Origin of the sequence: Pseudomonas sp. HMSC065H01, from assembly GCF_001815235.1 — a bacterium.
GTDB classification, from domain to species: Bacteria; Pseudomonadota; Gammaproteobacteria; order Pseudomonadales; family Pseudomonadaceae; genus Pseudomonas; species Pseudomonas aeruginosa.
Map to the genome: position 1 here is coordinate 124,812 of NZ_KV819855.1, position 19,480 is coordinate 144,291.

The 19,480-nt window shown below is 66.7% G+C and carries 17 protein-coding genes; 12 read left to right on the top strand and 5 right to left on the bottom strand.

Translation table 11 applies throughout. The features are described from left to right. Positions 1–4 precede the first annotated feature (4 nt). Positions 5–2,560, top strand: a complete 2,556-nt coding sequence (hxuC, locus tag HMPREF3014_RS06215) for a heme receptor HxuC (RefSeq protein WP_023087635.1) — start codon at positions 5–7, stop codon at positions 2,558–2,560. Positions 2,561–2,566: 6 nt separating this feature from the next. Here hxuC and lepB read toward each other — a convergent pair whose 3' ends face one another. Continuing rightward, positions 2,567–3,106: a signal peptidase I gene (gene lepB, locus HMPREF3014_RS06220; RefSeq protein WP_003082673.1), complete on the bottom strand. Its 540-nt coding sequence runs from the start codon at positions 3,104–3,106 to the stop codon at positions 2,567–2,569. Between the two features lie 76 nt (positions 3,107–3,182). Continuing rightward, on the bottom strand, positions 3,183–5,234 hold the full coding sequence (locus HMPREF3014_RS06225) for a S9 family peptidase (protein WP_003116042.1): 2,052 nt from the start codon (positions 5,232–5,234) through the stop codon (positions 3,183–3,185). A 148-nt stretch (positions 5,235–5,382) separates the two neighbouring features. On the opposite strand from HMPREF3014_RS06225, the gene HMPREF3014_RS06230 reads away from it, so the two are divergent. From HMPREF3014_RS06230 to HMPREF3014_RS06245, 4 genes are all read left to right on the top strand, one after another. Beyond that, the gene (locus HMPREF3014_RS06230) at positions 5,383–5,856 is read left to right on the top strand and encodes a hypothetical protein (RefSeq protein ID WP_003086834.1); all 474 of its coding nucleotides are present in this window, start codon (positions 5,383–5,385) and stop codon (positions 5,854–5,856) included. 63 nt (positions 5,857–5,919) lie between these two features. Beyond that, a complete protein-coding gene (locus HMPREF3014_RS06235; RefSeq protein ID WP_003082677.1) occupies positions 5,920–6,381 on the top strand; it encodes an HIT family protein in 462 nt (153 codons plus the stop codon). Between the two features lie 3 nt (positions 6,382–6,384). After that, positions 6,385–7,158 carry a class II glutamine amidotransferase gene (locus HMPREF3014_RS06240; protein ID WP_003082680.1) on the top strand — a complete coding sequence of 258 codons (774 nt, stop codon included), beginning with the start codon at positions 6,385–6,387 and terminating at the stop codon, positions 7,156–7,158. Positions 7,159–7,184: 26 nt separating this feature from the next. Continuing rightward, positions 7,185–7,709, top strand: coding sequence for a DUF2937 family protein (locus tag HMPREF3014_RS06245; RefSeq protein ID WP_003082681.1), 525 nt, complete (start codon positions 7,185–7,187; stop codon positions 7,707–7,709). Between the two features lie 8 nt (positions 7,710–7,717). Here the strand turns inward: HMPREF3014_RS06245 and HMPREF3014_RS06250 are convergent, their stop codons facing one another. Further along, positions 7,718–8,578 (bottom strand): LysR substrate-binding domain-containing protein, encoded by an 861-nt coding sequence (locus tag HMPREF3014_RS06250; protein ID WP_003082684.1) that lies wholly within the window; start codon positions 8,576–8,578, stop codon positions 7,718–7,720. Positions 8,579–8,745: 167 nt separating this feature from the next. Between HMPREF3014_RS06250 and phnW the strand changes: the two genes are divergently transcribed. Together phnW and phnX are read left to right on the top strand one after the other, a co-directional pair. Continuing rightward, positions 8,746–9,861 carry a 2-aminoethylphosphonate--pyruvate transaminase gene (gene phnW, locus HMPREF3014_RS06255; RefSeq protein ID WP_003086851.1) on the top strand — a complete coding sequence of 372 codons (1,116 nt, stop codon included), beginning with the start codon at positions 8,746–8,748 and terminating at the stop codon, positions 9,859–9,861. A gap of 35 nt (positions 9,862–9,896) precedes the next feature. Continuing rightward, positions 9,897–10,724 carry a phosphonoacetaldehyde hydrolase gene (gene phnX / locus HMPREF3014_RS06260; RefSeq protein WP_003100114.1) on the top strand — a complete coding sequence of 276 codons (828 nt, stop codon included), beginning with the start codon at positions 9,897–9,899 and terminating at the stop codon, positions 10,722–10,724. A gap of 50 nt (positions 10,725–10,774) precedes the next feature. Here the strand turns inward: phnX and HMPREF3014_RS06265 are convergent, their stop codons facing one another. After that, positions 10,775–11,686, bottom strand: a complete 912-nt coding sequence (locus tag HMPREF3014_RS06265) for a LysR family transcriptional regulator (RefSeq protein WP_003082689.1) — start codon at positions 11,684–11,686, stop codon at positions 10,775–10,777. A gap of 107 nt (positions 11,687–11,793) precedes the next feature. Here HMPREF3014_RS06265 and HMPREF3014_RS06270 point away from each other — a divergent pair, with 107 nt between their 5' ends. Then, on the top strand, positions 11,794–13,152 hold the full coding sequence (locus tag HMPREF3014_RS06270) for an MDR family MFS transporter (protein WP_003082692.1): 1,359 nt from the start codon (positions 11,794–11,796) through the stop codon (positions 13,150–13,152). A gap of 13 nt (positions 13,153–13,165) precedes the next feature. After that, positions 13,166–13,552, top strand: a complete 387-nt coding sequence (locus HMPREF3014_RS06275; protein WP_003082694.1) for a DUF4440 domain-containing protein — start codon at positions 13,166–13,168, stop codon at positions 13,550–13,552. Positions 13,553–13,559: 7 nt separating this feature from the next. Here the strand turns inward: HMPREF3014_RS06275 and HMPREF3014_RS06280 are convergent, their stop codons facing one another. Continuing rightward, the gene (locus tag HMPREF3014_RS06280) at positions 13,560–14,174 is read right to left on the bottom strand and encodes a TetR/AcrR family transcriptional regulator (RefSeq protein ID WP_003120492.1); all 615 of its coding nucleotides are present in this window, start codon (positions 14,172–14,174) and stop codon (positions 13,560–13,562) included. A gap of 157 nt (positions 14,175–14,331) precedes the next feature. On the opposite strand from HMPREF3014_RS06280, the gene HMPREF3014_RS06285 reads away from it, so the two are divergent. The 3 genes from HMPREF3014_RS06285 to cyoB all read left to right on the top strand — a co-directional run bounded on the left by HMPREF3014_RS06285 (position 14,332) and on the right by cyoB (position 19,478). Continuing rightward, entirely contained in the window at positions 14,332–15,873 is a 1,542-nt protein-coding gene (locus tag HMPREF3014_RS06285; protein WP_019371986.1) for an MFS transporter, read from the top strand. A gap of 626 nt (positions 15,874–16,499) precedes the next feature. Then, entirely contained in the window at positions 16,500–17,495 is a 996-nt protein-coding gene (gene cyoA, locus HMPREF3014_RS06290; protein WP_003082702.1) for a ubiquinol oxidase subunit II, read from the top strand. Between the two features lie 6 nt (positions 17,496–17,501). Then, positions 17,502–19,478, top strand: coding sequence for a cytochrome o ubiquinol oxidase subunit I (gene cyoB / locus HMPREF3014_RS06295; RefSeq protein WP_003082705.1), 1,977 nt, complete (start codon positions 17,502–17,504; stop codon positions 19,476–19,478). Positions 19,479–19,480: the final 2 nt, after the last annotated feature.

Genomic DNA, 19,480 nt, shown 5'->3' on the forward strand with positions numbered 1-19,480 from the left:
CAGCATGACCTTGCCTTTCACCCGCGCCGCCTGGCGCCCGCTGTGTTCCGCCGCCGTGCTCGGCGCCGCGTTGTGGGCCGCCGGCGCCAGCGCTGCCGAACGACGCTTCGACCTGCCGGCGCAGCCGCTGGCCGCCTCGCTGTCGCGCCTGGCGCAGCAGGCGCAGGTCCAGGTGCTGTTCGACGAGTCGCTCCTGCGGGGCCTGCGCGCTCCGGCGCTGAGCGGCAGCTACGGGGTGCGCGAGGCGCTGGAGCGGTTGCTGGTTGGTTCCGAGCTGGAGCTGGTGGAGGCGGGCGGCGGCTACGTGGTGCGCCGGCGCCAGGTCGATGCCTACAGCGACAACGCTCTGCAACTGGACGCGCAGACCATCGTCGGCAACGGTCGCGAAGTGGACGCCAGCAACGTCGGCCGTTCGACCCTGACCCGGCGGGATATCGAACGCCAGCAGGCGGACAACATCCCCAGCCTGCTGCAGACCCTGCCCGGAGTGACCATGGGCGGCTCGCCCAAGCCGGGTGGACAGACCACCAACATCTGGGGCCTGGGCGACGCCGAGGACGTGCCCTATACCCTGGACGGCGCGCAGAAGAGCGGCTTCGAGCGCTATCAGCAGGGCACAGTGTTCATCGAACCGGAAATGATCAAGCGCATCGAGGTGGAGAAGGGACCGCACTCGGTGTTCACCGGCAATGGCGGCTTCGGCGGCACCGTGCACATGGAGACCAAGGACGCGCCGGACCTGCTGCGCGAAGGCCGCGACGTCGGCGCCATGCTCAAGTACGGCTATCACTCCAACGACCAGCAGAAGATATACTCCGGCGCCGTGTTCGGTCGCAGCGAAGACCGCCGCGTCGATGCCCTGCTCTACCTCAACGGCCGCGACGGCCGCGACATGAAGCTGGCCGACAACCTGCCGCTGTCGCCCACCGACTACCCGATCAACCCCAAGCGCCTGCCCAACAGCGCCCAGGACGAGAAGACCGGCCTGTTCAAGCTCAACCTGCACCCCACCGAGGAGCACGACCTGGGTTTCACCTACCTGCGCTCGAAAAGCTCGCGCTGGACGCCGTTCTCCGCCAGCAGCTACCCGACCCCGCCGAGCCAGTGGACCATCGACCGCTACGGCTACGAGCTGGGCCTGACCCGCCTGCTGGCCCACCGCGATACCACCGACACCACCTGGACCGGCAAGTACAACTACCATCCGCTGGACAACCCCTGGATCGACCTGCAACTGAGCTATTCCGACGCCCGCACCGAGCAACTCGACCGTCGCGAGGACACCGCCTTCTACCAGCTCGCCACCGGTGGCAAGCGGATGCGTACCGAGTACCAGGACAAGGTCCTGGAACTGCGCAACACCAGCCGTTTCGATTCCGGAGCGCTACAGCACGAGCTGACCCTGGGCGCGGCGCTGCACAAGCACAAGCGCGACATCCTCATGCACATGCCGGGCAAGACCTACGAGACCCCGCGCTACAACTACGGCTGGCTGCAACCGGCATTCATGCCGGCCGGCAAGCAGGACACGCAGAGCTTCTACATCCAGGACGCGATCACCTACGGCAGCCTGACCGTCACCCCATCGATGCGCTTCGACAGCGTGCGCAACGACGGCCAGGCCAACCTGGCGCCGATCTACGACAATCCCAAGCTCGGCCATGACTATCGCGCCCAGACCTACTCCGGCTGGTCGCCGCGGCTGTCGGTGTTCTGGACCGCGACGCCGAACCTGGCGTTCTTCGCCGACTACACCGAGACCTGGCGAGCGCCGGTGATCGACGAGCAGTACGAAGTGCAGAACAGTTCGACCATCGGTGGCAGCAGCCGCGACCTGGACGCCGAGCGCATCCATGCGATCCGTGGCGGCAGCGTGATCAACCTGCCGGACCTGCTGGTCGCCGGCGACAGCCTGCAGATCCGCACCACGTTGTTCCAGAACCGCATCAAGGACGAGATATTCCGCACCCGCAGCGTCGGCTGCCGCCAGCAGTCGATCGACAACGGCAGTATCGGTGGTAGCTGCGGCGACATGCTGCCGCTGAGCAACTACCGCAACCTGCCGGGCCTGACCATCAAGGGCTTCGAGATCGAGAGCTTCTACGACAGCCAGCGGCTGTTCGGCAGCCTGTCCTACTCGTGGATGACCGGCAAGCACGATGGGGCCTACAGCAATCCCTGGGGACCGAACGTGTGGGCGCGCGACATCCCGCCGCCGAAGTGGGTGGCCATGCTCGGCCTGAAGGTTCCGGAATGGGATGCCAAGCTCGGCTGGCAGGGCGAGTTCGTGCGCAAGACCGACCGCCTGCCCAGCGATCGCTACAGCGGCGGGATGGGTACCGGTTCCGGCGATATCTACTGGGATCACGCGGCCAACGACAGCTACGACACTCATCGGCTGTTCGCCGAGTGGGTCCCGGCCAAGCTGGGCCTGAAGGACACCCGCATCGACTTCACCGTGGACAACCTGTTCAACCGCTCCTATCGCCAGCCGCTGGGCGGCGACCTGGTCTACAGCCAGGGACGCAACGCCAAGATCAGCGTCACCCAGTTCTTCTGAGGGGCGTCAGCGCACCGAACCGATGCGCCGGGTGTCCTCGGCATACCAGACGGCGAACACCCGGCCGACCAGGTCGGCGCGCGGTACGTAGCCCCAGTAGCGGCTGTCGTTGGAGTTGTCGCGGTTGTCGCCGAGCATGAAGTATTGGCCGGCGGGGACGGTCCGCTCGGCCATGCGCAGGGAGTCCGGCTGGCGCAGCGCCTGTTGCGCCAGGTAGGGCTCCGTCACCGGGCGCTCATTGACGTAGAGCCGGCCGCCATCGATCCGCACGCGATCGCCGGGTATCCCGGCGATGCGCTTCACATAGGCGATGCTGCGCTGCGGCGGGAAGCGGAACACCACCAGGTCGCCGACCTGCGGGTCGGCGAAGGCGTAGCGCGCGGCGTTGGCGAGGATGAAGTCGCCCTGTTGCAAGGTCGGTTCCATCGAGCGCGAAGGGATCTTGTACAGCGCCACGCCGAGGAGCCGTGCGCGCGGGTCGAGACTGGCGGTGCCGAACGGATTCGCCAGGTAGACGGCCAGCATGATCGCGGCGAGCAGGCCCATGGCGGGCCAGAAGCGTCGTTTCACGAAGGTTCCCTTTTTCGTGGCGGAAGGCCGGCGTCGCCGGCCCCCGCGGTGGTCATACCAGGCCGAGGACCTTGAGCAGGAAGGCGTATTCCAGCGCCACGTCCTTCAGCCCCTGGTAGCGGCCGCTCATGCCGCCGTGGCCGGCGCCGAGGTCGGTCTTGAGCAGCAGCAGGTTGGCGTCGGTCCTGGTCGCCCGCAGTTTCGCCACCCACTTGGCGGCTTCCCAGTACTGCACGCGGCTGTCGTTGTAGCCGGCGACCACCAGCAGGTGCGGGTAGTCCTGGGCCCTGACGTTCTCGTAGGGCGCGTAGGCGGCGATCCGCGCATGCACCTCGGGCTCCTGCGGGTTGCCCCACTCATCGTATTCGGTGACGGTCAGCGGCAGGTCCGGATTGAGCATGCTGTTCAGCACGTCGACGAAAGGCACCTCGGCGATGGCCGCGCCGAACAGTTGCGGGCGCTGGTTGAGCACCGCGCCGATCAACAGCCCGCCGGCGCTGCCGCCGCTGATGGCGAGACCCTCGGGACGGCAGTAGCCCTCGGCGAGCAGGTGCTCGGCGCAGGCGATGAAGTCGTCGAAGCTGTTCTGCTTGTGTTCCAGCTTGCCGGCCCGGTACCAGGCTTCGCCCAGTTCGCCGCCGCCACGGACATGGGCGATGGCGAAGACGAAGCCGCGTTCGAGCAGGCTCAGGCGGGCGTGGGAGAACCAGGGATCGAGGCTATGCCCGTAGGCGCCGTAGCCATAGAGATAGAGCGGCGCGGGGCGCCCGGCGGCGATGCCGTCGAGGACTTCCTTGCGCGCCACCAGGCTGACCGGCACCTGCGTGCCGTCGCCGCTGCTGGCCCAGATGCGCCGGCTGGCGTAGGCGTCGGCGTCGAATGGGCCTTCCACCGGGGTCTGCTTGAGGACGGTCTGCGTGCCATCGGCGAGGTTCAGCTGGCGTACCTGCGCCGGACGGTTCAGGGCCTCGTAGCGCAGTCGCACGCAGGGGCTGTCGAATTCCAGGCTGTCCTGCACGTAGAGGCTGTAGGCGGCGTCCGGCAACTGCACGCGGTAGGCCGGCAGGCCCTGCGGTTGCACCTCGATAACCGGCAGGCCGCCGTCGCGCAGGCCGAGGATCACCGCCTCGGCGTTCAGGCTGACATCTTCCAGGGTCCGCTGCGGGTCGTGGGCCACGCGCAGTTGCCAGTGCTCGCAAGTCGGCCGCGACTCCTCGGCCTGGTAGAGGGCGAAGTTGATCCCCGCCTGGTTGCTGCGGATCAGCCACAGGCCCCGGCCGTCGAGGCGACCGTGGTCGGGGTAGTACTCGTGGCCTTCCTCGCGCGGCGCCAGGCAACGGAACGTTCCCTGCGGCTGGTCGGCGTCGAGCACCCAGGCCTCGCTGGTGGTCTTGCTGTTGAGCAGGAGGATCAGCTGGCGTTCCGAGCTGGAGCGGTAGCAGTGCAGGAAGAAGCGCCCGTCGCCTTCCTCGAACACCAGCTCGGCGCCGGCCTCGCCCAGGCGGTGGCGATAGAGCTTGTGCGGGCGGTGGGTGTCGTCCAGTTCGCCGAAGAACAGCGTGCGGTTGTCGTTGGCCCAGGTCAGGCTGCCGTCGCAGTCCTCGAAGGGCAGGGCCTGCACCGCGCCGCTGGCGAGGTCCTTGACGAACAGGCGGTAGATCTCGTCGCCGCTGGTGTCCAGGCTGTAGGCCAGCAGGCTCTGGTCGGGGCTGATGCTGAAGGCGCCGAGGGAGAGGAAGCCGCCGTCGGCCAACTGGTTGGGATCGAGCAACAGTTGCTCGGCGCCTTCGTCGACCGCCAGGCTGCCGTCCGCCGGACGCGGGCAGCGGTAGTGGCGCGGGTATTCGTCGCCGGCGGTGGTGCGCTGGTAGTACAGCCACGGACCCCACGGACTGGGCAACGACAGGTCGGTCTCGCGGATGCGTCCCCTGATCTCCTCGAACAGGGTCTCGCGCAACCCGGCCTGGTCGGCCAGTTCGCTATCCAGGTAGGCGTTCTCGGCCTTCAGGTAGTCGAGCACCTCCGGGGCGTCGCGCTCCTCCAGCCAGGCGTAGGGGTCGCTTCCGGCGTCGCGGCGGGCGATGGGGGGCTGCGGATGGGGCATCGGGAATCCTCGTCGATCCGGCCATGCGCGAGGCCGGGAAATCTGAATAAAACTGGCGGCGCGGCGCCCGCCATCGGTGGGTAGGCGCGTCGGCATGCAAAAGCGGCTATCATAAGCCCCCCATCACCGCTATCGCCACGCACGCCGCATGAATGAACAAGACTATCTGATCGCCTGGGGCGCCTACGCCATCGCCGGACTCGGCCTGATGCTGGTGTTCTGGCTGATGACCGGCTGGATGTGGCGCTGGCTGCGCGAACCCCTGCGGCTGATCGTCTTCATCCTGCTGTTCACGCCGACTCCGGTGGACCCGCAGAACGACCTCTACGCCCCGGCCATCGCCATCACCGCGCTGGATGTCGTGTTCAAGGTCGGCAACAACGCCTGGCGCGCGGTCTCTGACCTGGCCCTGGTGGCGCTGCTCGGTTTCGGCCTGTACCTGCTGATCGCCGCCATCCGCTGGCCGCTGGAGCGGGCCTGGAAGAATCGTCGGCATCCGTCGCAGGACGCCGAGGACGAGCCGACCCTGCGGCAGATGATGCAGCCCGAGTTGATGCCGGACGTCGACACCCGCACCGACGAGCACGGCGACCGGCGCATGCGCATCGAGCCGCGCCTGTAGCCTTTCGCGACGAAATCCATTCTTGCGCTACGCCCGGCAGGCGTTCAGCATGAGGCGAGGCCTATGTCGGGATTTCCCATGGATTGCGTGTTCTGCGCCATAGCGGGTGGCCGCGAGCCGGCGCACAGACTCTTCGAGGACGAGCATTTCATCGTCCTGCTGGACATCTTTCCGCTGCGACCGGCGCACGTGCTGATCGTAGCCCGCGAGCACGCCCCGCACCTGAGCGATCTTTCCGCCGCCGCCCGCGACGCCCTCCTGGCGCTCGCCGAGCGTATCGGTCGCGCATTGCGCCGGGCCGGTTTCGGCGTGGAAGGCATCAACCTGTTGCTCAACGATGGCGTGGCGGCCAACCAGCACGTGGCGCACCTGCATCTGCACCTGATTCCCCGGCGTCGCGGCGACCTGCCGCGACTGCTCTGGCGCGCCCTGACCCGTTTCCTGCCGGTCGGTCGCGCGAGCCTGCAGGCGCGTCTGCAGCGGGAACGAGAACTACTACGTACAGCCTTGCTCAGGGAGGTTTGAGCCATGTGTGAACTATTGGGCATGAGCGCCAACGTCCCGACGGACATCGTCTTCAGCTTCACCGGACTGATGCAGCGCGGCGGCGGTACCGGCCCGCACCGCGACGGTTGGGGCATCGCCTTCTACGAAGGACGCGGCGTGCGGCTGTTCCAGGACCCGCTGGCGAGCGTCGATTCGGAGGTGGCGCGGCTGGTGCAGCGCTTCCCGATCAAGAGCGAGACGGTCATCGGGCACATCCGCCAGGCCAACGTCGGCAAGGTCGGGCTGAGCAACACCCACCCCTTCATCCGCGAACTCGGTGGGCGCTACTGGACCTTCGCGCACAATGGCCAACTGGCCGACTTCCAGCCCAAGCCCGGTTTCTACCGCCCGGTCGGCGAGACCGACAGCGAGGCGGCCTTCTGCGACCTGCTGAACCGCGTGCGCCGGGCTTTCCCCGAGCCGGTGCCGGTGGAGGTGCTGTTGCCGGTGCTGATCTCGGCCTGTGACGAATATCGCAAGAAAGGTGTGTTCAATGCCCTGATCAGCGACGGCGACTGGCTGTTCACCTTCTGCTCCAGCAAACTCGCCTACATTACCCGCCGTGCGCCATTCGGCCCGGCGCGGTTGAAGGATGCCGACCTGACCGTGGACTTCCATGCGGAAACCACGCCGGACGATGTGGTCACGGTGATCGCCACCGAGCCGCTCACCGACAACGAGAACTGGACCTTGCAGCAGAGCGGCGAGTGGGTCCTCTGGTGGGGCGGCGAGGTGTTGGCCAAGGGGCGGGTCTGAATCGCCGCCGTGAACGAGGAGAGCGCATGTTCCGCAGTTACCTGAGACTGCTGCTGTTCACCCTGGGCCTGCTGCTCGGGGTGCAGGTGCCCGGTTTCATCGACGACTACGCCAAGCGCGTCGACGCCCATCGCCTGGAGGCCGCGCAGAACATCCAGGGCTTCCAGCAGACCGCCGGGCAGTTCTTCAACGGTAGCCTGGAGGAACTGGTCAGGCATTACCGCAGCAACAGCGATCCGGTGTTCCAGCGCGACGGCGAGAACCTCGACCGCCTGATGCGTCGCGCGCGCATGCTCGACGCTGAGTGGCAGGCCATGCAGGGTCCCTGGTACGCCCGCGCCTGGCACATGCTGCGCGCACCGAACCATGAGTTGCTGATGGAAACCTATGCCAGCTACAGCTACCAGGTCCTGCTCAAGCCCGAGGTGATCGCCTGGGGCCTGGGCTGCGCCTTGCTGGTCGCCTGGATCGCCGAGCTGATCGTGTATTCGCTGGCCTCGCTGTTCGGCTTCGGCGAAGACCGCCGCACCCGCGAGCGTCACTGGAGCTGAGGCGCGACTCAGGCCGCCGCCAGTTCCAGGAATGCCCTGATCACCCGTAGGCCGCGGCGCTTCTCCAGGCAGCCGATCAGGTGGCGGTTGGTCAGCTCGGGACCGACCAGCGGCACCGCGCGAACCCGCGGATCGTTGCCGACCTCCAGGGAAGACACCACGCCGACGCCCAGTTCGGCGGCCACCGCTTCGGTCACCGCTTCCCGGCTGTCCAGCTCCAGCAGCACCCGCGGCTGCACGCCCTGCTCGGCACAGGCGCGGTCGAAGGTGCGGCGGGTGATCGAACCGGGTTCGCGCAGCACCATGATCTGCTGGTCGAGCTCTTCCAGCGGTACGCCTTCGTTGCGTTCGCACCAGGGATGCTGGCGAGGCAACAGGGCGCAGATACGCGAATTCACCAACTCCTCCAGGAACAGCCCGGGACGCGCCTCGACCTCGGTCAGCACGGCGACGTCGACGTGTTCGCTGAGCAGCGCCGCGAGGGTCTCCTGGGCGTTGCCCAGACGCAGGTTGACGGTGATTCCCGGATAGCTCGCGCGCAGCCGGGCGAGCATCGGCATCACCAGGTGCGGGCCGTCGGCGGCGACTTCGAGGCGGCCGGAGACCAATTGTCGATTGGCGTCGAGCAGGGCCTCGGCTTCTTCCTCCAGGGCGAACAGGGTGCGCGTGATCGCCACCAGGCGCGAGCCCTCCTCGGTCAGTTCGATGCGCCGGGCGGTGCGCCGGAACAGGGTGACCTGGTAGTGCTCCTCGAGTGCCTTGACGTGTCCGGTCACCGCCGGTTGGCTGATGCACAGGCGCTCGGCGGCGCGGGTGAAACTGCCTTCGCGGGCCACGGCGTCGAAGGCGCGGAGCTGGAAGAGATTCATGGTATCGGCCTGGCTTATGGCTGGCATCGGAACAAACAATTTGAACGATAGTAGCGCGGCGCTCACCTTATGTCTCCAGGCTTCCCTGGAACGCCGGCGCGGAACGACCGCCCGGACCGCGAAGCCCGATCCGGTTTCTTTGGCCGATTCCCGCAGAGGAAATGAGCATGAGCACTGCCGAACGCGCACCCATCCTGCTGACCCCCGGTCCGCTGACCACCTCCTACCGTACCCGTCGGGCGATGATGGTCGACTGGGGCTCCTGGGACAGCGATTTCAACGAACTCACCGCCAGCGTCTGCCAGCGCCTGCTGAAGATCGTAGGCGGCGAAGGCAGCCACACCTGCGTACCGTTGCAGGGCAGCGGCACCTTCGCCGTGGAAGCGGCGATCGGCACCCTGGTGCCGCGCGACGGCAAGGTCCTGGTGTTGATCAACGGTGCCTACGGCAAGCGCCTGGCGAAGATCTGCGAGGTTCTGCAACGGCCCTTCAGCACCTTCGAGACCGAAGAGAACGTGCCGACCACCGCCGCTGACGTCGAGCGTCTGCTGGCCGCCGATCCGGCGATCAGCCATGTGGCGCTGATCCACTGCGAGACCAGCACCGGCATCCTCAATCCGCTCGAGGCCATCGCCAAGGTCGTCGAGCGTCACGGCAAGCGCCTGATCGTCGATGCCATGAGCTCCTTCGGGGCGATCGGGATCGATGCCCGGAAAGTTCCGTTCGATGCCTTGATCGCCGCCTCCGGCAAGTGCCTGGAGGGCGTCCCCGGGATGGGCTTCGTCTTCGCCCGCAGCGCCGCCCTGGAAGCCAGCGCCGGCAACTGCCACTCCCTGGCCATGGACCTGCAGGACCAGCACGCCTATATGCGCAAGACCGGGCAGTGGCGCTTCACCCCGCCGACCCATGTGGTCGCCGCCCTGCACGAAGCGCTCAGCCAGTACGAAGAGGAGGGCGGCCTGCCGGCGCGCCAGCGGCGCTACGCGAGCAATTGCGAAACGCTGCTCGGCGAGATGGCCCGGCTCGGTTTCCGCAGCTTCCTGCCGGCGGAAATCCAGGCGCCGATCATCGTTACCTTCCACGCGCCGCGCGATCCGCGCTACCGCTTCGCCGACTTCTACCAACGCGTGCGGGAGAAGGGCTTCATCCTCTATCCGGGCAAGTTGACCCAGGTGGAAACCTTCCGCGTCGGCTGCATCGGCCACGTCGACGCCGCGGAGATGCGGCAGGCGGTCGCCGCCATCGGCGAGGCGCTGCGCGAACTGGAAGTCCTCGAGATCTGAACTGAACGACAACGAGCAGAAAAGGGTTCACGACAATGAATTACAACCAGCCAGCCACCCTCCAGGCCGCCATCCTCGACTGGGCGGGAACCGTAGTCGATTTCGGCTCCTTCGCGCCGACCCAGATCTTCGTCGAGGCTTTCGCCGAATTCGGCGTCCAGGTCAGCCTGGAGGAAGCGCGCGGTCCGATGGGAATGGGCAAGTGGGACCACATCCGCACCCTCTGCGACATCCCGGCGATCGCCGAGCGCTACCGCGCCGTCTTCGGCCGCCTGCCCAGCGACGACGATGTCACCGCCATCTACGAGCGCTTCATGCCGCTGCAGATCGAAAAGATCGCCGAACATTCGGCGCTGATCCCCGGCGCCCTGCAGGCGATCGCCGAACTCCGCGGGATGGGCCTGAAGATCGGTTCCTGTTCCGGTTATCCGGCGGTGGTGATGGAGAAGGTGGTAGCCCTGGCCGAGACCAACGGTTACGTCGCCGACCACGTGGTGGCCACCGACGAAGTGCCCAACGGCCGGCCATGGCCGGCCCAGGCGCTGGCCAACGTGATCGCCCTGGGGATCGACGATGTGGCGGCCTGCGTGAAGGTCGACGACACCTGGCCGGGTATCCTCGAAGGGCGCCGCGCCGGGATGTGGACGGTGGCGCTGACCTGCTCGGGCAATGCCCTGGGCCTCACCTACGAGCAGTACAAGGCGCTGCCGGCGGCCGAACTGGAGCGCGAGCGGACGCGTATCGAACAGATGTTCGAAGGTTCGCGTCCGCACTACCTGATCGAGACCATCGCCGAGCTGCCGGCGGTGGTCCGCGACATCAATGCGCGCCTGGCGCGCGGCGAGATGCCGCAGGGTAACTGAGCCACGTCTGTGCCGAGGCCGCCGCGGGCAACCGCGGCGGCCTCGGTTTTCTAACCGGCGTCCGGGTGCCCCAGGCGAGTCTTGAGGAAGTCGATGAACGCGCGGACCTTCGACGGCAGGTGGCGGGTCGGCGGATAAACGGCATGCACGCCCTGGAGCGGAAACCCGTGGTCCGCCAGCAGGCGTTGCAGTGCGCCGCAGCGCAAGTCGGCCTGCACCAGCCAGTCCGGCAGCACGGCGATACCCAGGCCGTCGAGGGCAAAGGCGCGCAGGGCCGCGGCGTTGTCGGCCAGCAGCATGGGATGGCGCGGTCCGCGGTAGCTGCGCAGGGCGCCGTCGGGGGCGCGTACTTGCCAGGGCAGGGAGTCCGCCAGCCGGCTGTGACCGAGATTCTGCAGGCGCTCCAGACTCTCCAGGTCGGTCGGCGGCGGTTCGCCGAGCGCCGCCAGGCAGGCCGGGCTGGCCACCGCCAGGACCTCGAAGCTGGCCAGTTGCACCGCATGGTGGGTGGAGTCCTCCAGGCGCCCCAGGCGGATCGCGACGTCGAAGCGTTCGCCAATCAGGTCGGCATGCAGCGATGAGGTCGACAATTGTACCTGCAACGCCGGGTGCAGCCGGGCGAATGCCTGCAGGGCCGGCACCAGTTGGCGCAGGCCGTATTCCTGGGTGGTGGTGACGCGCAGGCTGCCACGCAGTTCGCCATGCTCGGCGCGGGCGTCGTCGATGGCCAGGCGCGCCTCGTCGAGCACCTTCACGCAGCGCTGGTAGAAGCGTTCGCCAGCATCGGTCAGGGCCATCCGCCGGGTGCTGCGGCTGAGCAGAGAAACGCCCAGCTCGGCCTCCAGCCGCTTGAGGTTGAAGCTGACTACCGCACGCGTCTGGCCGAGGGTGTCGGCGGCGGCGCTGAGGGAACCGCAGTCGACCACGGCGCGAAAGGTTTCGAAGCGGTCGAGGCTGACCATGGAAGGCGACCCTATTGTCAAATTCGATTTGACAGTCTATGCGCGATTAGCCTCTCCAGATAGCGCGAGCGCCTCGCTATGCTCCCCGGCAAACCTCCGGAGCGCCCATGAATCAACCGTCCCGCCTGGCCACTTTGTACCTGCTGGGGTTCGCCCTGGACCTGGTGAACATCTTCATCGCCAGCGTCGCCTACCCGGACATCGGGCGTTCCCTTGGCGCTTCGGTGGCGACCCTGGCGTGGATCGGCAACACCTACCTGCTCGGCTTGACCCTGGTGATTCCGTTGAGCGTCTGGCTCGCTTCGCGCCTGGGAGAACGGCGACTGATGCTGCTGGCACTGGCCGGTTTCGCCAGCGCTTCGCTGGGTTGCGGCCTGGCTGGATCGGCGGCGACGTTGATCGTCTGGCGCCTGTGCCAGGGGTTGGCCGGCGGGTTGCTGATCCCCCTCGGCCAGGCCATGGCCTATCGGAATGTCCCGGCGTCGGCACGGGCCGGCCTGACCGCACGGGTGATGCTGGTGGCGCTGATCGTTCCCGCCGTGGCGCCTGCCCTCGGCGGCTGGCTGGTGGACAGCCTGTCCTGGCGTGGGATCTTCTTCGCCAGCGTGGCGCCGGCGCTGCTGGTGCTGGCCCTGGCGATGCGCTGGCTGCCCAGGCACAAGCATGCGGCGCAGCGCCTGGACCTGCGCGGCCTGCTGCTCGGCTCGGCGGCGCTGGCCACGCTGCTGGTGGCGCTCGCCTGGCTGGGATCGCCCGGCGGCGGCGGGCGTGGCCTGCTCCTGGCGCTGCTGGCCTGCGTGCTGGGCTGCTGCTACTGGCGTGACGGGCGCGCTCGTACCGACGCGCTGCTCGACCTTGGCTTGCTGGAGGCGCCATTGCTGCGTACGGCGATGCTGGTCTATCTCTGCGTGCCGGGAGCCTTCATGGGCGCCAACCTGGTCGCCATGCTCTATCTGCAAGGCCCCCTCGGCCTCAGCGCGAGCCGTGCCGGTGCGCTGATGCTGCCCTGGGCGCTGGCGGCCGGCCTGGCCATCGGCCTGACCCGGCGACGCTTCAATCGCTGGGGGCCGAAATCCTTGCTGCTGGCGGGCATGGCGATACAGGCCGGCGGCCTGCTGTGGCTGGCTCGAAGCGGGGAGGGGAGCGGCTTCTGGCAACTGGCGGGGGCCTACGCGACCATGGGATTCGGCGGCAGCCTGTGTAGCAGCGCGGCACAGGGCATGGCCTTGCTCGACGTCCCGGCGGCGCGCATGGGCCATGCCAGCGCCTTGTGGAACATCAATCGGCAACTGGCGTTCTGCCTGGGCATGGCCGTGCTCGGTGGGTTGCTCAACCTATTGCAGGCGCGGGCCGACCCCGCGGCCTTCGTCCACTGCTTCCTGTTCGCCGCCGCTTTCACGCTATTGCCTCTGCCGTGGGTGAGGCGTATCGATTCCGCCGGGGTTCGCGCCCTGGTCCAGACCTGAAAGGAGCTACACCATGACTTGTGCCTACCGCCGGGAAATCCACCATGCCCACGTGGCGATCCGCGACTGGCTGGCCGGCGACTCACGGGCTGACGCGCTGGATGCGTTGATGGCGCGTTTCGCCGAGGACTTCTCGATGGTCACGCCGCATGGCGTGGTCCTGGACAAGACTGCTCTGGGCGAGCTGTTCCGCAGCAAGGGCGGCACCCGTCCTGGGCTGCGCATCGAGATCGACGGCGAGAGTCTGCTGGCTTCAGGCGTGGATGGCGCGACCCTGGCCTATCGGGAAATCCAGTCCGACGCGGCGGGTCGCAGCGAGCGCCTGTCCACCGTAGTCCTGCACCGTGACGACGAAGGGCGGCTGTACTGGCGCCACCTGCAGGAAACCTTCTGCGGCTGAGCCTGCCTCAGTCGCTGGCACCGAGCAGGCGCAGGAAGGCATCGGCGAGTTCGCCGGCCAGCGGCTGGGTATCCAGGCGGCCGCCGGCGATGGCGTCGTCGGCGGCGCCATGCAGCCCGGAGTAGAGCAGCAGGGCGTTCAGCCGTGGGTTGCGCAGCGGCCAGGCGCCGGCCGCCGCGCCGTTCTCCAGTAGCTCCGCCAATTGCTCCAGCACGCGGTCGCGCTCCTGGTTGCCGCGCTGGTGGTGATGGTGTTCGCTGTAGACCACATCGTGAAGCCGGTAGCCCTCCAGGTAGCCCGCCAGGCCGCTCTCGGTCCAGGCGCGCAGGCGGCCGGGATGGTCGTTCGCCGGACAGGCCTCGACGGCATTCGCGATGCGCTGCTGGAAAGCCTGGGTGAAGCGCTCGCGTAGGGCCAGGAGGATGTCGGCCTTGGCTTGGAAGTAGTGATAGAAGGTACCCTTGGCGACCCCCGCGGCAGCGACGATGTCGCTGATGGTGGTGGCGTCCACACCCTTGTCTAGGAACAGTTGCTGCGCCGCCGCCATCAGTTCCTCGAGACGAACCTCCGCAGGCTTGGTGCGCGGTTGGCGGGCAGGCTGTTCGGCGTGGCGATCGGGCATGGAGCGCGGGTCCGGTGGTTGGGTTGGCCGCAGTGTAAAAGAGCGTGGAGGGGAAGACGAGGCATGACAGGAAGATGAGAATGTTTCGCGATATTTATTGACTGACCGTCGGTCAATGGATTATTCCTGGGCCAGCGCCCTCTCATCGGAGTACTCCATGAACCCTTCGCGTCGTGTCGCCCTGGTCGCCGCCATTTACCTGGGAACCTTCATCGCCTCGCTCGACATCAGCATCGTCAACCTCGCCCTGCCGACGCTGCAGTACGCCCTGGATACCGACCTGGCCGGCCTGCAGTGGGTGGTCGACGCCTATGCGCTGTGCCTGAGCGCCTTCATGCTGTCTTCCGGACCGCTGAGCGACCGCTACGGTCGCAAGCTGACCTGGCTGCTCGGGGTCGGCCTGTTCAGCTTCGGTTCGCTGCTCTGCGCGCTGGCCACCTCGCTGGCGCTGCTGCTGTTCGGACGCGCGGTCCAGGGCATCGCCGGGGCGCTGTTGATACCCGGCGCGCTGTCGATCCTTACCCAGGCTTTCCACGATCCCGGCCAGCGCGCCCAGGTGATCGGCGGCTGGACCTCCTTCAGCGCGCTGTCGCTGATCCTCGGCCCGCTGCTCGGCGGCCTGCTGGTGGAGCACGCCGGCTGGCAGAGCATCTTCCTGATCAACCTGCCGCTCGGCCTGCTGGCGCTCGCCCTGGGCCTGTGGGGCATCGAGGAAACCGCGCACCCCGAGCACGCCGCCTTCGATCCCCTGGGGCAGCTGCTCAGCGTGGTCTGGCTGGGGGCGTTGACCTACGCCCTGATCGCCGCGGGAGAGGGCGGCTGGTTGTCTCCCACGGCCTGGCCGGCGCTGCTCCTGGCCGGGGTCGGCCTGCTTGGCTTCCTCTTCGTCGAGCGGCGGACCGCCCGACCGCTGCTGCCCCTGGGGTTGTTCCGCCAGGCCGGGTTCGCCGTCTGCAACCTGGCCTCGTTCGTCCTCGGTTTTTCCGGCTACGCCAGCCTGTTCTTCCTCTCCCTGTTCTTCCAGCAGGTGCAGGGTGCCTCGGCGCAGCAGGCCGGCTTCTACCTGGCGCCGCAGTTCCTCGCCATGGGCGCACTGTCCATGCTGTTCGGCCGGTTGCAGCGGCACGTACCGCTGCGACGCCTGCTGGTGCTGGGCTACCTGGTGATCGGCCTGGCCATGCTGGCGCTGGCCGCTTGCGGTACGGGAACCGCGTATCCCTGGGTCGGCCTGTTGCTGGTGGCGCTCGGCCTGGGCATGGGCCTGGCCGTTCCCGGCACCGGTCTGGCGGTCATGGCGAGCGTGGCCCGCGAGCGTTCCGGGATGGCCTCGGCGACCATGAATACCCTGCGCCAGGCCGGCATGGCCGTCGGCATCGCGTTGCTGGGAGCGCTGCTGAGCGGGCGGGCGATCGTCGTCCTGGGCGATCGGCTGGAGGAGCTGGGGATTGCCGATGCGCAACGGCTCGCCACCCAGGCGATCACGGCCCATCGCTTGCCTGGTTCCCTGGCGGGGCTCGACGCCGAGCTGCCGGCCGCGCTGGCCGAGGGCTTCCGTCTGGCTATGCTGGTGGCCGGAGCCAGCGCCCTGCTGGCCGCCGCGCTGCTCTGGCGCCTGCGCGTTAGCGCCGGCCCGGCGGCGGATACAGTTGGCGCATCTGGACGAACGGCAGGGGTACAGTTGCAGGCCGATAGACACTGACTCTCGGGTCACGATGCTGGCGTGGGGGCGATTTCCTTGCGTTATGCTGCTCGAAGCGAAGAATATTCGCGTATTCCAACTGTTGTGCTAGGGTACGGCCTGCGACAACCTGTCGCAGGCAGGTAAAAGCCCTACTTTATCTATGTTTGAGAAAGTCTATTGCAAGATGTGTCATAGGCTCCTCAGCTGAAATGAATTGTAATAACTGACGCTCAGTTTCGGTCCAACGAGCGTCGCGCGAGTCTCTGCTCCGCATCGCGATAAATGGGTTCCTGCCTTGCCTGTTGCACAACAAATAGCCGACCGATAACTGCGACCTGATCACCCGGCGGGAAGGGCAATCCTTCTCGCCCAGGCATGCACGTGCCTTGGCCGCCCTTGGCCTCTTCCGGCACAGCTTCGAAAACGCTGTTCATCAAGGAACGACTCAGCGCGTGGAACGAGTCCGCCACCGGAATCGGGAAAGGTATCCGCTTGCCTTCTCCCGTGGCCGGGCAATGGCCGTTCCGTACCCCGGCGGCGACTGCATGTCTGGAACTGGCTGAAGCCAGCGGTCTCCGCCACAAGCCTTGCAAGGAGACATCCATGAGCGACCACTCGCTCCTTCCATCGATTAAGGCCGGAAGATGACCAAAGCAAACCCGTTTGCCGCATTGAAATGGCTTTCCCTGGCGCCCGCGCTGCTGCTCGGCGGCTGCGACATGACCCTGTTCAACCCGAAAGGGCAGGTGGGCATGGACGAGCGCACCCTGATCATTACCGCGACCCTGCTGATGCTGATCGTGGTCATCCCGGTGATCGTGATGACCCTGGCGTTCGCCTGGAAGTACCGCGCCTCGAACACCCAGGCCGAGTACAAGCCGGACTGGCACCACTCCAACCGCATCGAGGCGGTGGTCTGGCTGGTGCCCTGCGTGATCATCGCGATCCTCGGCTGGATCACCTGGGAAAGCACCCACAAGCTCGACCCGTACCGTCCGCTGGACTCCGAGGTCAAGCCGGTCACCATCCAGGCCGTTTCGCTGGACTGGAAGTGGTTGTTCATCTACCCGGAGCAGGGTATCGCCACGGTCAACGAGATCGCCTTCCCGAAAGACACCCCGGTGAATTTCCAGATCACCTCGGATTCGGTGATGAACTCGTTCTTCATCCCGCAGCTGGGCAGCCAGATCTACTCGATGGCCGGGATGATGACCAAGCTGCACCTGATCGCCAACGAAGAAGGCGTATTCGACGGTATCTCCGCGAACTACAGCGGCGGCGGTTTCTCCGGCATGCGCTTCAAGGCCATCGCCACCTCCGAGCAGGGCTTCCAGGACTGGGTCGCCAAGGTCAAGGCGGCACCGGCCAGCCTGTCGATCGGCACCTACCCGGAACTGGTCAAGCCGAGCGAGAACGTTCCGCCGACCTACTTCTCTTCGGTCAGCCCGGAACTGTTTGGCCACATCCTCACCAAGTACGAGCACCACGGCGACGCCAAGGGTGCCGCGCACGGCGAGCACGCCGGGGCTGAGCACGAAGCCGCCATGACCGGTCACGACATGCAGGACATGGACATGCAAGCCATGCAGGGCATGAAAGACATGAAGGACATGCACATGCAACCGAGTACCCAGGAGTAAGCGCAGATGTTCGGGAAACTGACACTCTCGGCCGTGCCTTACCACGAGCCCATCGTCATGGTCACACTGGCCGTCGTCGCCCTGCTGGGCCTCGGCGTGGTCGGTGCGATCACCTACTACCGCAAGTGGACCTACCTGTGGACCGAGTGGCTGACCTCGGTCGACCACAAGAAGATCGGCGTGATGTACATCGTCGTCGCCCTGGTCATGCTGGTCCGCGGCTTCGCCGACGCGATCATGATGCGCGGCCAGCTGGCCCTGGCCGAAGGCGCCAACCACGGCTACCTGCCGCCGGAGCACTACGACCAGATCTTCACCGCGCATGGCGTGATCATGATCATCTTCATGGCCATGCCGTTCATGACCGGCCTGATGAACCTGGCCGTGCCGCTGCAGATCGGCGCGCGCGACGTGGCGTTCCCCTTCCTCAACTCGCTGAGCTTCTGGCTGCTCGTGGTCAGCGCCATGCTGGTCAACGTGTCGCTGGGCCTGGGCGAATTCGCCCGTACCGGCTGGGTGGCCTATCCGCCGCTGTCGGAGCTGGCCTATAGCCCCGGGGTAGGGGTGGACTACTACATCTGGGCGCTACAGATATCCGGGATGGGCACGTTGCTCACGGGGATCAACTTCCTGGTCACCGTGTTCAAGATGCGTGCCCCGGGCATGAAGCTGATGCAGATGCCGATCTTCACCTGGACCTGCACCTTCGCCAACATCCTGATCGTCGCCTCGTTCCCGATCCTCACCGCTGCGCTGGGCCTGCTGTCGCTCGACCGCTACCTGGACATGCACTTCTTCACCAACGAGCTCGGCGGCAACGCCATGATGTACATCAACCTCTTCTGGGCCTGGGGCCATCCCGAGGTGTACATCCTGATCCTGCCGGCCTTCGGTATCTTCTCCGAGGTCACCGCGACCTTCGCCGGCAAGCGCATGTTCGGCTACAAGTCGATGGTCTGGGCCAGCGCCGCGATCACCTTCCTCGGCTTCACCGTGTGGCTGCACCACTTCTTCACCATGGGTTCGGGCGGTGACGTCAACGGCTTCTTCGGCGTGGCCACCATGCTGATCTCGATCCCCACCGGGGTGAAGCTGTTCAACTGGCTGTTCACCATCTACAAGGGCCGCCTGCGCTTCAGCACGCCGATCCTGTGGACCCTGGGCTTCATGGTGACCTTCACCATCGGCGGCATGACCGGCGTCCTGCTGGCCATCCCGGGCGCGGACTTCCTGCTGCACAACAGCCTGTTCCTGATCGCCCACTTCCACAACACCATCATCGGCGGCGCGGTATTCGGCTACCTGGCCGGCTTCGCCTTCTGGTTCCCGAAAGCGTTCGGCTTCACCCTCGACGAGAAGTGGGGCAAGCGTTCCTTCTGGTGCTGGCTGGTGGGCTTCTACATGGCCTTCATGCCGCTCTACATCCTCGGCTTCATGGGCATGACCCGTCGCCTGAACCACTACGACAACCCGCTGTGGAAGCCCTACCTGGTGGTCGCGTTCTTCGGCGCCGTGCTGATCTTCTGCGGCATCGCCTGCCAACTGATCCAGCTGTTCGTCTCGGTCCGCAACCGCAAGCAACTGGCCGACGTCAATGGCGACCCGTGGGAAGGCCGCACCCTGGAATGGGCCACTTCCTCGCCGCCGCCGTTCTACAACTTCGCCGAGCTGCCGAAGGTGCAGGACGTGGATGCCTTCCACGACATGAAGAAGGCCGGCACCGCCTACCGCAAGCTGCCGGCCTACCAGCCGATCCACATGCCGAAGAACACCGCCGCGGGCTTCTCCATCGCCGTGTTCGCCTTCGTCTTCGGCTTCGCCGCCATCTGGCATATCTGGTGGCTCATGGCGGTCGGCTTCGTCGGCATGATCGGCTCCTTCATCGTGCGCAGCTACAACCAGGACGTCGACTACTACGTCCAGCCCGAAGAGATCGAGAAGATCGAAAGCGCCCGTTTCCAGCAACTCGCCAAGCAGGTCTGAAC